The organism is Xenorhabdus cabanillasii, assembly GCF_003386665.1.
Lineage (GTDB): Bacteria > Pseudomonadota > Gammaproteobacteria > Enterobacterales > Enterobacteriaceae > Xenorhabdus > Xenorhabdus cabanillasii.
Window position 1 is genome coordinate 1,779,152 of record NZ_QTUB01000001.1, and the last position, 13,341, is coordinate 1,792,492.

Genomic DNA, 13,341 nt, shown 5'->3' on the forward strand with positions numbered 1-13,341 from the left:
TTATGACACTTTATCTTGCCACAAATTTTCCGCTGAAATCGAACAATGGTACTCTTACGGTCTAATGACGTGATGGCAACTTCTGTCATCAGAACATCAGTCATCAGTACAACTAAGATAAGATAAAAACCATGAGTATCGAGAAACAAATTCTACATAAATTACAGCTTATTGAAGCCACTATGAAAACAGTTGGTTTATGGCAGAGCTATCCTCCTAAACCAGAAGCGTTCGAAAGCACAGAACCTTTTTCAATTGATACTATGGCTGCTGAACAGTGGCTCCAGTGGGTGCTCATTCCGAGAGTGTGCGCTTTGATTGAACAGAAAGCCTGTCTACCGACGGCGTTTGTCATCGCACCTTATTTTGAAGAGGTATATAAGGAAAAAACAGAACATTATTTGCCGTTGCTTGAGTACCTGCGCGAATTGGATAATCTGTTTGTACAGGGAAGTTTTACACCGAATAGTGACACGGAATAGTTGATATGCTGGAGATTATTTATCAGGATGAACATATTGTTGCTGTGAATAAACCTGCGGGCTGGCTGGTTCATCGTAGCTGGCTCGCTCGTCATGAAACCGTGTTTGTCATGCAGACATTACGCGATCAACTCGGACAGCATGTGTTCCCTGTTCATCGGTTGGATAGACCGACATCGGGCGTTTTGTTGATGGGACTGTCAAGCGAAGTGGCAAGAACACTTTCTCAACAATTCGAATACCAGCAGATGCAAAAAACCTATCATGCGGTTGTGCGTGGTTATGTCGAAGGAGAAGATATTATTGACTACGCATTAAGGGAAGAGTTGGATAAAATTGCGGATCAGTTTGCGGATACGGATAAGGAAGCACAATCAGCAATTACTTATTACCGTGCATTGGCGAAAGTTGAGTGTCCGGTTGAAATTGGGCGTTATCCGACATCACGTTTCAGTTTGTTGGAACTGAAGCCCAAAACGGGCCGTAAGCATCAGTTACGACGGCATATGGCGCATATCCGTCATCCCATCATCGGGGATACTACGCACGGGGATTTGCGACAAAATCGAGGAGTTGCTAAATATTATCAAACGGGCAGATTAATGCTGCATGCAAGCCATCTTCAGCTTCAGCATCCGGTGACAGGAAAAAACCTGTTGTTGACTGCCCGATGGGATTCACCGTGGCAGCATTTGCTTGAACAATTTGGCTGGCAGGGTGTTATGCCGGAGCTGGAATGTCCACGCCCGATAACTTTCAAGTTGTAGCCAAAAAATAGCAGCTTGAAAAATAAAAGGGCCAACCACTCACGAATAAAAGCAGTATCAAACATTAAAGAGATCAATATCTATGGCAAAGATTGGTATTTTCGTTGGTACAGTTTATGGTAATGCGCTGGCGGTTGCGGAAGAAGCGCAGCAAATTCTTGAACAACAAGGACATGAGGTCGAGGTCTTTGAAGATGCGACTCTGGAACAATGGCAAGTGTATTTGCAACAGGTTGTTCTGGTGGTGACATCAACGACCGGACAAGGTGATTTGCCTGATAATATTCAACCACTTTATACCGGGTTGAGTGATCGGTTGGGTTATCAGCCTGATCTACATTATGGCCTAATTGCATTGGGTGACAGTAGTTATGATACATTTTGCGGAGGCGGTCATGCCTTTGATGAACTGTTACAAGAACAGGGCGCTAAACGGATCGGAGAGGTTTTGCTGATTGATGCCGCTGAAGTGGTTGAGCCGGAAGTCTTTGCCCAGGATTGGGTTGAGGAGTGGGGAACCCTGTTATAGGATTTCTGTCACACCGCTTATACCCTTCATTTTGATCAGGTCAATTTACGAAGAGGAATAGGCGGTGTATGACACGGCTGATATAATTACTTACGAGTCAGCTTTTCCAAATCCGCTTCGATTTCTGCAATCTTATTGGCAACAACATGCTCAAGGTGACGTAAGTCATCCAGAATTTTGTGCTTCAAATCCACTTCTGCCTGATCACGTTTGCAGATTTGATCCAATTCTTCAAGCACATAACGCAGATTAGTGTTGATCTCTTTGACTTCTTTGTAACCTTGCCCTGAATTATTGTCAGATACAGTTTTCAGTTGGCGTGGGTATTTGAATTTAACGCTTTTGGCAAAGAATTCGCCCTTATCCTTACGGAAATAAATCTTAAGAATGTCGTTATTCGCTTCCTGACGGAGGCTATAGCGATCAATATCTTCAGGATGTGAGATCCCCAAACTTTTTAAGTTATCGTACATAGCGCGTCACCTAGTCACCTAAATAAAATGGAAAATATCAAAAAACCGCAGAATTATTATCCATTTCGTATTTGTTGAAAGTCAATCAATTAGTGACCATTAAAAGAATATGCAGTTCATGAAATAAAAATCTTTTTATTTCAATTCATTATAGTTTTTCTTTTATGTATTAAGATGGGTTTAACTACATATATGCCGTTTTTTCACAAAGTGATATGAGTTTAGTGATTTGATTAAAACTTGCTTCTAAATTGCGGCTATTATCTTTGATTATGCTTATATCTTTCATTAATTACTTTTCCCTAATATAATGAATTATCTGGCAAGAATCGCTCAGGATTTTAGAGATAATAACTAACCTTGGTTTTCAGTGATAAAAAAATAGCGGATTTATTATCCGCTATTAAAAGAGTCAGTCTATTGTGCGTAACAATTCATTAATGCCAACCTTGCCGCGAGTTTTAGCATCCACTTTCTTCACAATAACAGCACAATACAGACTGTAGCTGCCATCTTTGGAAGGCAAGTTGCCGGATACGACGACAGATCCCGCCGGTACACGGCCGTAGTGGATTTCGCCAGTTTCACGATCATAGATCCTGGTGCTTTGACCGATGTAAACACCCATTGAGATCACGGAACCTTCTTCCACAATAACCCCTTCTACGATTTCAGAACGGGCACCAATAAAACAGTTGTCTTCAATGATGGTTGGGTTGGCTTGCAATGGTTCCAGGACACCACCAATGCCAACGCCACCAGACAAATGAACGTTTTTACCGATTTGGGCACAGGAGCCGACAGTTGCCCAAGTGTCTACCATTGTACCTTCATCCACATAGGCACCGAGGTTGACGTAAGATGGCATTAACACTGTATTACGTGCAATATATGCCCCCTGACGGACTGCCGCGGGGGGCACGACACGGAAACCTTCTTTTTCGAAACGAGCCTGATCATAATCAGTAAATTTCATAGGCACTTTGTCAAAATAGCGACTTTCAGCTCCTTCCATAACTTGATTGTTATTAATACGGAAAGAGAGCAATACTGCTTTTTTCAGCCATTGATGTGTGACCCACTCATCTGCAATTTTTTCAGCGACACGTAGTTTACCGCTGTCCAGCATTTGAATCGCTTGATTGACGGCGTTACGGGTTTCTTCGTCAACGGTTGCAGGTGAGATGTCGGTGCGGTTTTCAAATGCATTTTCAATAATGGCCATTAATTCGGTAATGGATTGGAATTGCTGCATTGGTATGGGATCCCTCATATTTAGTCGAATATTGGTTAGTTAACGTTATACTTTATCCTTGGTGTTAAGGGCTTCTGTCAACCTTTCTGATAATTCCCCCCTGATTTTTTTATCTAGTGCCAGGTGATCTTTGTCAGCCAGCACAAAAAGATCTTCCACGCGTTCACCGATAGTTGTAATGCGGGCACCATGCAGGGAAACCCCCAATTCAGCAAAAATACTGCCAACCCGTGCCAACAGCCCCGGTTGATCCAACGCAACCAGTTCCATATAACTACGACGGGGATTTTGTGTTGGTAAAAAATTCACGTTAGGCGGAACATCAAAATGACGTAATTTCGCTGGTAAATTACGCGTCTTAGGGGGCTTCGGATGAGGTGCATTAATGGCTTTGAGTAAAGCCCGGCGGATGGGTTCATGACGATCTGGTGCCAGTGAGTGATCGTTCGGATCCAGTATGACAAAGGTATCCATCGCCATTTCATCCCGATTGGTAAAGATCTGGGCATTATGGACGCTTAAGTTGCGTCGATCTAACTCTCCAACAACAGCAGCGAAAAGAGAAGGCCGATCCTGGCACCAGATGAAAATTTCCGTTCCTCCATGAGAAAATGACGTACTGATTAATACCATTGGTTCCGGTGATTGATGATTAACCAGATGGCTGGCATGCCAGGCTAATTGATCCGGGGTATGACGCAAAAAATAATCTGCATGGCAGCGACTCCAAATATAGTGTAGCTTTTGTTCGTCAATATTCTCCTGTCGTAGCAGAGCCAGTGCCTGCAAACGATTGTGACGGATATGATCACGTAAATCAGGGGTATTCTGTACTCCTTTGAGTAACTGGGTTTCAGTAGCAAAGTAGAGTTCACGCAGCAGGCTCTGTTTCCAATTACTCCATAGTTTGGTATTTGTGGCGCAGATGTCTGCAACGGTCAGGCAGAGCAAGTAATTCAGGCGATTTTGATTTTTGACCTGACAGGCGAATTGCTGAATGACTTCGGGATCTTGGATATCCCGCCGCTGTGCAGTGACTGACATCAGCAAATGATAATGAACGAGCCACTCTATTAATTCTGCTTCACGAGTTGTCAGCCCGTGTTGTATGGCAAAGGTGAACGCATCTTTAGCACCCAGTTCGGAATGATCGCCGTTACGCCCTTTGGCAATATCATGGAAAAAAGCAGCCAGTCGCAACAGTTCAGGTTGTGGAATACGAGGATAGAGTTCGACACATACAGGGTGGAGCATGCGGTTATTTTCATCAGCAAAGCTTTCCAGCTTTTGCAATACCCGGATAGTATGTTCGTCAACGGTATAAGCATGGAACAAATCGAACTGCATTTGACCGACAATATTACTCCAAAGTGGTGTATAGGCACTTAAAACACTATGGCGGTGCATTGAAAGCAAAGCGCTTTTGACTGCATGAGGATGGCGCAGGATTTCCATAAAAATTTTTCGTGCCTCAGGCAGCTCACACAAAGGCTGGCTGAGATTTCTGCGGGCATAGCGAAGCTGGCGCAATGTAGTGGAGTAGATCCCTGTTATCTCCTGATGGACTGCCATGTGATAAAACATTTTCAGAATTGCGGCAGGATCACGGCTAAACAGTGTGTCATCAATGACATCAATCAGGTCTCCCCGCAACTGAAATTCTTCATTCAGAGCGCGTGGCTTTTCGTCAGGCTGTATTGTCAGAATTGCTTCATCAAAAAGTTGCAGCAGCATCTCATTCAGCTCACTGACACGGCGTGTCATGCGGTAGAAATCCTTCATCATCTGCTCGACGGGTTGATTGCGTTCACCTTCATACCCGAGCAGCCGGGCTACACTGAACTGGCGCTCAAACAGCAGTCGGTTGTCATAGCGGGTAACGGTCAGATGGAGGGCAAAACGGATATGCCAGAGAAAATTTTGGCATTCGTTTAATTCATTACGCTCTTCGTGGGTCAGAAAGCCAAAATCGACCATTTCATCTAAAGATGTTGCCCCGAAATGGCGGTGAGCAACCCAAAGTAAAGTATGAATATCACGCAATCCCCCAGGGCTGCTTTTGATATCGGGTTCCAGATTGTAGCTGGTGCTGTGATAGCGTTGATGACGTTTTTTCTGTTCGGTCAGTTTGGCAGCAAAAAATTGGGCTGATGGCCAGAAATCATCACTAAAAATTTGCTTCTGCAAGCGCAGGAACAGCGGTAAATCACCACAAATTAAACGGGATTCAATAAGATTTGTGGCGATTGTCAGATCAGCAAGCCCTTTTTCAAGACACTCTTCGAATGTTCTGACACTGTGGCCGACTTCCAGGCGAATATCCCATAACAGCGTAATGAATTGCCCGATGCGGGTTGATTGTTCTTCAGTCAGTGGATATTCGCTTAGAACCAGCAGGTCAATATCAGAAAGAGGGTGCAACTCCCGTCGGCCATAACCACCGACCGCAATCAGGGAAAGTGAATCTATCTGATCAAACCCTTGTTGCTGCCATAACCGTATCAGAAGCCTGTCAATATAATCACTGCGGGTATAAATCAATGCAGTCGGAGAAATGCCAGCTTTGAATGCTTGCTCAAGCCACAATTGAAACTCATCAATATGTTGTTTCAGCACGGGACACCGAAGATCATCATGGGAAAATTCCACCGGAGACAGTGGAGGAATAGGGGCATGCGCAAAAGCAATATCAACTGGCATATTCAGAAACCTATGATAAGAAAACCGTGAGGTGAACAGGCGTTAGTGGTCGATGATGAAGCATTGATGGGGACAGTTTATGTACAAGGGCTGCATTTATCAATGCTGTTTATACCCGTTGTCTTTCAAGTTGCAGCTTTGTTGGCTGCATCTTGAAATCCATACTTATTACTCGTTAACTAATACGGCTGAAATATGTGGTTCTTCTTCTTTGCGCCAGGTCATGATTTCACAACCGTTGTCGGTAACGACAATGGTATGTTCATATTGCGCAGACCAGCCACGATCTTTAGTTTTGACTGTCCAGCCATCTTTCATGGTACGGATACGAAAATCGCCGGTGTTGACCATAGGTTCAATAGTGAAGGCCATACCTTTTTGCAGAATAACGCCACCATCATCAGCATCGTAATGAAGCACGTGAGGTTCTTCATGGAAACCCCTGCCGATACCGTGACCACAATATTCGCGAACTACAGAGTAATCGTGACTTTCCACGTATTGCTGAATTGCTTTGCCGATGCAGCGCAGACGGATACCCGGTTTAACCATTTTCAGTGCAAGGTACAGGCTCTCCTGAGTGATACGACACAGGCGTTCGCCCTGAATAGTTGGTGTACCGACAATAAACATTTTGGAGGTATCACCGTGAAATTCATTTTTAATCACAGTCACATCAATGTTAACGATATCGCCTTCTTTCAGTACTTTGTCATCGCTTGGAATGCCGTGGCAAACCACGTCATTGACAGAGATACAGACGGATTTAGGGAAACCGTGGTAACCCAGACAGGCGGAAATGGCCTGCTGTTTATTCGTGATGTATTCGTGGCAAATGCGATCAAGTTCACCAGTGGTTACGCCCGCCTTAATGTGCGGTTCGATCATCTCCAGAACCTCAGCTGCCAGACGCCCGGCAACGCGCATTTTCTGAATGTCTTCGTCTGTTTTGATAGTAATAGCCATGAAATCAGTCCATTAGAATCGGAGGAGTTACCGATTCTTTGATATTAATTAAGAAAAAAATGATGATGGTAATGGTATCAGCCCACTGTATATCTAACAATAACTGCTGATCGCCAAGACTAGCAGAAAGCTGTAACAAATGTTGGTGTATGGGGGCGGTTTATGGTATAAAGCGCGCCGGTATTCTGTGTAATTGTTTCCTATAGTGGAGGTAATATACAGGAATGCTGAATAAACTCATTTGTGTAAATAACACACACGGATCGGCACATACACCGGGGTGCTCTCATGTGGCTAATTCGTATGAATATCCTTCATATGGTATGAATAGCACACAGTTAAAGAGTCGGTGTCATGGGATCTGTGGAGGCATAACCCCAATTAACTTTATAGAGGTCTAAAATGGCAACTGTTTCCATGCGCGATATGCTGCAAGCGGGCGTTCACTTCGGTCACCAGACTCGTTACTGGAACCCAAAAATGAAACCTTTCATCTTTGGTGCTCGTAACAAAGTTCATATCATCAACCTGGAAAAAACTGTTCCAATGTTCAATGGTGCTTTGGCAGAACTGAACAAAATTGCTTCCCGTAAAGGCAAGATTCTGTTTGTTGGCACCAAGCGTGCGGCAAGCGAAGCAGTAAAAGAAGCAGCACTGAGCTGTGACCAATACTTTGTTAACCACCGTTGGTTAGGTGGTATGCTGACCAACTGGAAAACTGTTCGTCAGTCAATCAAGCGTCTGAAAGATCTGGAAGTTCAGTCTCAGGACGGTACTTTTGACAAGCTGACCAAGAAAGAAGCACTGATGCGTTCTCGTGAACTTGGTAAGCTGGAAAACAGCCTGGGCGGTATCAAAGACATGGGCGGCCTGCCTGATGCTCTGTTTGTTATCGATGCTGAACACGAACACATTGCTATCAAAGAAGCAAACAACCTGGGTATCCCAGTATTCGCTGTTGTTGATACTAACTCTGATCCAGACGGTGTTGATTTCATCATCCCTGGTAACGACGATGCAATCCGTGCAGTAAAACTGTACCTGAACGCTGCGGCTACTGCTGTTCGTGAAGGCCGTTCACAAGATCTGGCTGTTCAGGCTGAAGAAGGTTTTGTAGACGCTGAATAATAAGGCATGCTCGTTCTTGAGCCCCTTATTGACCAGGTATTGAAATATATTGGTTAGGGGGCCTATTATGGCCCCCTTTACTTATCTGATATAGAACTATTATCTGATAACTTTCCACGCGGAATCTTATCTTCCCGCGAGACACATCGAGGAATAAAACAAATGGCTGACATTACCGCTGCTCTGGTAAAAGAACTGCGTGAGCGTACTGGCGCAGGCATGATGGAATGTAAAAAAGCACTGGTTGAAGCAAATGGTGATATCGAACTGGCTATCGATAACATGCGTAAATCAGGTCAGGCAAAAGCAGCTAAAAAAGCAGGCCGTGTTGCGGCTGAAGGCGTTATCCTGGTTGAGGTTTCAGCTGATGCTAAATTCGCAGGTATCGTTGAACTGAACTGTGAAACTGACTTCGTTGCTAAAGATTCAGGCTTCCTGGCGTTCGGTAAAGAAGTTATTGCTTCCGTTATGGCTGACAAAAACGCTGACATTGATGCACTGAAAGCTAAGTTCGAAGAACAGCGCACTACTCTGGTAGCGAAAATTGGTGAAAACATCAACATCCGTCGCGTTGCTATTCTGGAAGGTGAAGCGGTAGGCTCTTACCTGCACGGCGCTCGTATCGGTGTTCTGGTTGCTGCTGAAGGCGCAAACGAAGAGCTGATCAAACACATCGCAATGCACGTTGCTGCAAGCAAGCCAGAATATGTAAACCCAACTGACGTTCCTGCTGACGTTGTTGAGCGTGAGCATCAGATCCAGCTGGACATCGCTATGCAGTCTGGCAAGCCACGCGAAATCGCAGAGAAAATGGTTTCTGGCCGTATGAACAAATTCACCGGCGAAATCTCTCTGACTGGTCAGAACTTCGTGATGGACCCAAGCAAAACTGTTGGTGCTCTGCTGAAAGAAAACAATGCTAAAGTTATCGACTTTATTCGCTTCGAAGTGGGCGAAGGCATTGAAAAAGTTGAAGCTGATTTCGCAGCAGAAGTTGCTGCAATGAGCAAACAGTCTTAATTGTTTAAACGGAGCCGCCCATTGGCGGTTCTGTCTTATTTCAAGATGAATTTTACATCTGGCTGCATAGCGTGGATGTGTAGTAATTGAATAAATCGTAGTAATCCCCAATAATCCTTATCTGCTTAGGACTGAACACCATGGCAACCAATGCAAAACCCGTATATCAGAGAATCCTGCTTAAGCTCAGTGGAGAAGCCCTGCAAGGCACAGAAGGTTTTGGTATCGATGCCAGCGTCTTAGACCGCATGGCTCAGGAAATCAAGGAACTGGTTGAGCTGGGTATTCAGGTTGGTGTCGTTATTGGCGGAGGTAATCTGTTTCGTGGAGCCGGGTTGGCTGAAGCAGGAATGAACCGTGTAGTCGGCGACCACATGGGCATGTTGGCGACCGTGATGAACGGTCTGGCGATGCGTGACGCCTTACATCGCGCCTATGTGAACGCCCGTTTGATGTCCGCTATCCCGCTGAATGGCGTATGTGACAACTATAGTTGGGCTGAAGCTATCAGCTTACTGCGTCACGGCCGTGTTGTTATTTTCTCGGCAGGTACTGGCAACCCGTTCTTTACGACAGATTCCGCAGCCTGCTTGCGCGGCATTGAAATTGAAGCGGATGTTGTGTTAAAAGCAACCAAAGTTGACGGGGTCTATTCTGCTGATCCTGCAAAAAATCCTGAAGCCGTTCTCTATAATAAGCTTACTTATCAGGAAGTATTGGAACGTGAATTGAAAGTCATGGATCTCGCAGCCTTTACGCTGGCCCGTGACCATAACCTGCCAATTCGTGTTTTCAATATGAACAAACCAGGTGCACTTCGTCGTGTTGTCATGGGGGAAAGTGAAGGTACATTGATTTCTCACGGCTGATTTCTCACGATCTGATTTATCATTTCCCGTACTCAGAGACATTGGTGAAATTTGACGGTATGATCAGTGTCCTGATACGCCGAATTTAATGGCACAGGACCATAAAATATCATGTTAATATTTATGGTCTAGAACATAACCAGCTCCCAAGGGTTTATAACGTGATTAATGAAATCAAAAAAGACGCACAAGACCGCATGGAAAAAAGCGTCGAAGCACTGAAAAACCAAATCAGCAAGGTGCGTACTGGCCGTGCTTCTCCTAGCCTGTTGGATGGCATCAGCGTTGAATATTACGGCGCTGCAACACCATTGCGTCAGATCGCAAACGTTGTTGCCGAAGATGCGCGTACTTTAGCGATCACGGTATTTGATCGTTCTATGACCGCAGCTGTTGAAAAAGCGATTATGGCTTCTGATCTGGGTTTAAACCCATCTTCCGCTGGAACCATCATTCGCGTTCCTCTGCCACCACTGACTGAAGAACGTCGTAAAGATCTGATTAAGGTCGTTCGTGGTGATGCAGAACAAGGCCGTGTGTCCATTCGTAATATCCGCCGTGATGCTAACGATAAGGTTAAAGCACTGCTGAAAGATAAAGAAATCAGTGAAGATGAAGAACGTCGTTCGCAGGACGATATTCAGAAACTGACTGATAGTTTCATCAAAAAGGTTGATGAAGCACTGGCGAATAAAGAAGCAGAATTGATGGATTTCTGATTGCCACTTCTCGAATCAACGCCGCAGCTCTGCGGCGTTGTTCTTATTTATTTAATATTACTAATATTCCATTTCATATCACATTTCTTTCTCAAGCAATGGACATAGCGATCAGGACAGATCAAACTATTGCGATTTTATGTCAGTAGAATACTTAGAGTATAAAAATGAAACGCTTAACTATCCTCGGTTCAACGGGGTCCGTCGGGAAAAGTACACTCTCAGTTGTCAGAAATAACCCAGATAAATTCCGAGTTGTGGCACTGGTCGCCGGGAAAAATAGCGAACTCATGGCACAACAATGTCAGGAGTTTCGGCCTCAATATGCCGCAATGGCAGATGAATATTCAGCAACAGAATTACGGAATTTATTGCAGGAACAAGGCAGCCAGATCGAAGTCCTGTCTGGAAAAGATGCCATTTGTGATTTAGCGGCACTGGAAGATGTCGATCAAGTCATGTCTGCTATTGTTGGTGTCGCTGGGTTATTGCCAACACTGGCAGCGATTCGCAAAGGTAAGCAAGTTCTGCTGGCTAACAAAGAATCTCTTATTACTAGTGGCCGCCTGTTTATGGAGGCGGTTAGCCAATATAAAGCGCAATTATTGCCGATTGATAGCGAACATAATGCTATTTTCCAAAGTTTGCCTGAATCAGTGCAACATAACCTCGGTACTGCGAATTTAAAAGATCATGGTATCTCCAGTATTATTTTAACGGGCTCCGGTGGACCATTCCGTAAAACCTCCTTGGATAAATTACCCCATGTCACACCTGATGAGGCTTGTGCTCACCCAATCTGGTCAATGGGGCGTAAAATTTCCGTTGACTCTGCAACAATGATGAATAAAGGGTTGGAATATATTGAAGCCCGTAATCTGTTTAATGCTTCTGCTGATGAAATGGAAGTGCTGTTACATCCGCAATCAGTCATCCACTCAATGGTTCGATACCATGATGGCAGTATCATTGCGCAATTGGGAACACAGGATATGTGTACTCCGATAGCTTATGGCATGGCCTATCCTAATCGCATTGTGTCCGGTGCGAAACCACTGGATTTTACTGAACTCAGTACACTCACTTTTGAAGCGTTGGACTATCGCCGCTACCCCTGCCTTAAATTGGCAATTGATGCATGTCATGAAGGTCAGGCTGCAACAACAGCATTGAATGCAGCTAATGAAGAAACCGTCAGTGCTTTTTTACAGAATAGAATTCGTTTTACTGATATCGCTATAGTAAATAGGCAGGTAGTTGAAAAATTAAGTTTATCTGAACCTCAAAGCATTGAAGAGGTCTTAGAAATCGATAACATAGCGAGAACTTTAGCGAAAGAGGCAATCAAAGCCTTTGCTAAATAGCTAATTTTGCTAATAAGTATATGTTTGTTTGCGTTTGGGCAAATGATATAGTTCGCAGGTAAATCATAGTTGTTATAATAGCCATTTCGATATTTGGCATACGTTTTTGCGGGCGTATATACCCAATAGATTCTGAGTTGCTGCACAGCCAACAACGAAAGAAGCAGCTTAAGAGATCAAGGGTGTATCAGAGATAAAGGCTTTCATTCGGGTTTATTCCAGAAATAGCCGTGGTAATCGTTAACACGGCTTTTTCATGTGTGAAAGTTCTTGAACCACAAGAAGCCAGCTTAGTTATTTAAGGATTAGTTTGAGTGATATCGCCTAGTGATTGTGGCTCATCGCTAACGTTACCCAGACACGTTGCTATCATTATGGATGGTAATGGTCGCTGGGCAAAAAAGCGTGGGAAATTAAGAGTTTTTGGTCATCGTGCTGGAATTAAAGCTGTACGAAGCGCTGTGAGCTTTTCGGTTAAGAATAATATCGAATCACTGACATTATATGCTTTCAGTAGTGAAAACTGGAATCGTCCACAACAAGAAGTCAGTTCATTGATGGAACTGTTTGTTTTTGCCCTTGATAATGAAGTGAAGAGCTTACATAAACACAATGTGAAATTGTCTGTTATTGGTGATATCAGTCGGTTTAGCCCACGGTTACAGGAACGTATCCGTCGTTCAGTTGAATTGACGGCGGACAATACCGGATTGCAGCTTAATATCGCCGCCAATTATGGAGGCCGTTGGGATTTGGTTCAGAGTGTCAAGCAGATTGCTGAGAAAGCCAGAGCAAATCAGCTTAATCCTGAGGAAATTACCGAAGCAACAGTAAGTAGTTTCATGAACTTGAGTCAGCAGTCTGATGTTGATTTAGTGATTAGGACAGGAGGCGAACATCGTATCAGTAATTTCCTGTTATGGCAGATCGCTTATGCAGAATTGTATTTTACCGATATACTTTGGCCTGATTTTGATGAAACAGCTTTTGAAGGTGCTATTCATGCCTTTGCCAAACGAGAACGCCGATTTGGCGGAACACCAGACGATGCCGAAGTGGGATCATAGGA

Annotated in this window: 13 protein-coding genes; 9 read left to right on the forward strand and 4 right to left on the reverse strand. The window is 44.2% G+C overall.

Annotated elements, in window-relative coordinates:
* Positions 1-131 precede the first annotated feature (131 nt).
* From BDD26_RS08445 to BDD26_RS08455, 3 genes are all read left to right on the forward strand, one after another.
* On the forward strand, positions 132-482 hold the full coding sequence (locus BDD26_RS08445) for a YqcC family protein (protein WP_038259400.1): 351 nt from the start codon (positions 132-134) through the stop codon (positions 480-482).
* A gap of 5 nt (positions 483-487) precedes the next feature.
* A complete protein-coding gene (truC, locus tag BDD26_RS08450) occupies positions 488-1,249 on the forward strand; it encodes a tRNA pseudouridine(65) synthase TruC (RefSeq protein WP_115826256.1) in 762 nt (253 codons plus the stop codon).
* Between the two features lie 82 nt (positions 1,250-1,331).
* Positions 1,332-1,778, forward strand: a complete 447-nt coding sequence (locus tag BDD26_RS08455; RefSeq protein WP_038259395.1) for a flavodoxin — start codon at positions 1,332-1,334, stop codon at positions 1,776-1,778.
* Between the two features lie 86 nt (positions 1,779-1,864).
* Here the strand turns inward: BDD26_RS08455 and BDD26_RS08460 are convergent, their stop codons facing one another.
* From BDD26_RS08460 to map, 4 genes are all read right to left on the reverse strand, one after another.
* The gene (locus BDD26_RS08460; RefSeq protein WP_038259392.1) at positions 1,865-2,251 is read right to left on the reverse strand and encodes a DUF3461 family protein; all 387 of its coding nucleotides are present in this window, start codon (positions 2,249-2,251) and stop codon (positions 1,865-1,867) included.
* A gap of 412 nt (positions 2,252-2,663) precedes the next feature.
* On the reverse strand, positions 2,664-3,506 hold the full coding sequence (gene dapD / locus BDD26_RS08465) for a 2,3,4,5-tetrahydropyridine-2,6-dicarboxylate N-succinyltransferase (RefSeq protein WP_038259390.1): 843 nt from the start codon (positions 3,504-3,506) through the stop codon (positions 2,664-2,666).
* Between the two features lie 45 nt (positions 3,507-3,551).
* Positions 3,552-6,206 (reverse strand): bifunctional uridylyltransferase/uridylyl-removing protein GlnD, encoded by a 2,655-nt coding sequence (gene glnD, locus BDD26_RS08470; RefSeq protein ID WP_115826258.1) that lies wholly within the window; start codon positions 6,204-6,206, stop codon positions 3,552-3,554.
* A gap of 168 nt (positions 6,207-6,374) precedes the next feature.
* The gene (map, locus tag BDD26_RS08475; RefSeq protein ID WP_038259386.1) at positions 6,375-7,172 is read right to left on the reverse strand and encodes a type I methionyl aminopeptidase; all 798 of its coding nucleotides are present in this window, start codon (positions 7,170-7,172) and stop codon (positions 6,375-6,377) included.
* A gap of 402 nt (positions 7,173-7,574) precedes the next feature.
* Here map and rpsB point away from each other — a divergent pair, with 402 nt between their 5' ends.
* The 6 genes from rpsB (at position 7,575) to uppS (ending at position 13,339) form a co-directional block, all read left to right on the forward strand.
* On the forward strand, positions 7,575-8,300 hold the full coding sequence (gene rpsB, locus BDD26_RS08480) for a 30S ribosomal protein S2 (RefSeq protein ID WP_038259384.1): 726 nt from the start codon (positions 7,575-7,577) through the stop codon (positions 8,298-8,300).
* Positions 8,301-8,462: 162 nt separating this feature from the next.
* Entirely contained in the window at positions 8,463-9,320 is an 858-nt protein-coding gene (gene tsf / locus BDD26_RS08485) for a translation elongation factor Ts (protein ID WP_038259382.1), read from the forward strand.
* Between the two features lie 140 nt (positions 9,321-9,460).
* The gene (gene pyrH, locus BDD26_RS08490) at positions 9,461-10,189 is read left to right on the forward strand and encodes a UMP kinase (protein WP_038259380.1); all 729 of its coding nucleotides are present in this window, start codon (positions 9,461-9,463) and stop codon (positions 10,187-10,189) included.
* 161 nt (positions 10,190-10,350) lie between these two features.
* Positions 10,351-10,908 (forward strand): ribosome recycling factor, encoded by a 558-nt coding sequence (gene frr / locus BDD26_RS08495; RefSeq protein WP_038259378.1) that lies wholly within the window; start codon positions 10,351-10,353, stop codon positions 10,906-10,908.
* A 167-nt stretch (positions 10,909-11,075) separates the two neighbouring features.
* The gene (gene ispC / locus BDD26_RS08500) at positions 11,076-12,272 is read left to right on the forward strand and encodes a 1-deoxy-D-xylulose-5-phosphate reductoisomerase (protein WP_115826260.1); all 1,197 of its coding nucleotides are present in this window, start codon (positions 11,076-11,078) and stop codon (positions 12,270-12,272) included.
* Between the two features lie 374 nt (positions 12,273-12,646).
* Entirely contained in the window at positions 12,647-13,339 is a 693-nt protein-coding gene (uppS, locus tag BDD26_RS08505) for a polyprenyl diphosphate synthase (protein WP_232217363.1), read from the forward strand.
* Positions 13,340-13,341: the final 2 nt, after the last annotated feature.

What these genes read in the sequence shown, in the direction of transcription:
- BDD26_RS08445 (WP_038259400.1), top strand. Translation starts at nt 132, where the DNA reads ATGAGTATCGAGAAACAAATTCTACATAAATTACAGCTTATTGAAGCC.
- truC (WP_115826256.1), top strand. Translation starts at nt 488, where the DNA reads ATGCTGGAGATTATTTATCAGGATGAACATATTGTTGCTGTGAATAAA.
- BDD26_RS08455 (WP_038259395.1), top strand. Translation starts at nt 1,332, where the DNA reads ATGGCAAAGATTGGTATTTTCGTTGGTACAGTTTATGGTAATGCGCTG.
- BDD26_RS08460 (WP_038259392.1), bottom strand. Translation starts at nt 2,251, where the DNA reads ATGTACGATAACTTAAAAAGTTTGGGGATCTCACATCCTGAAGATATT.
- dapD (WP_038259390.1), bottom strand. Translation starts at nt 3,506, where the DNA reads ATGCAGCAATTCCAATCCATTACCGAATTAATGGCCATTATTGAAAAT.
- glnD (WP_115826258.1), bottom strand. Translation starts at nt 6,206, where the DNA reads ATGCCAGTTGATATTGCTTTTGCGCATGCCCCTATTCCTCCACTGTCT.
- map (WP_038259386.1), bottom strand. Translation starts at nt 7,172, where the DNA reads ATGGCTATTACTATCAAAACAGACGAAGACATTCAGAAAATGCGCGTT.
- rpsB (WP_038259384.1), top strand. Translation starts at nt 7,575, where the DNA reads ATGGCAACTGTTTCCATGCGCGATATGCTGCAAGCGGGCGTTCACTTC.
- tsf (WP_038259382.1), top strand. Translation starts at nt 8,463, where the DNA reads ATGGCTGACATTACCGCTGCTCTGGTAAAAGAACTGCGTGAGCGTACT.
- pyrH (WP_038259380.1), top strand. Translation starts at nt 9,461, where the DNA reads ATGGCAACCAATGCAAAACCCGTATATCAGAGAATCCTGCTTAAGCTC.
- ispC (WP_115826260.1), top strand. Translation starts at nt 11,076, where the DNA reads ATGAAACGCTTAACTATCCTCGGTTCAACGGGGTCCGTCGGGAAAAGT.
- uppS (WP_232217363.1), top strand. Translation starts at nt 12,647, where the DNA reads ATGGATGGTAATGGTCGCTGGGCAAAAAAGCGTGGGAAATTAAGAGTT.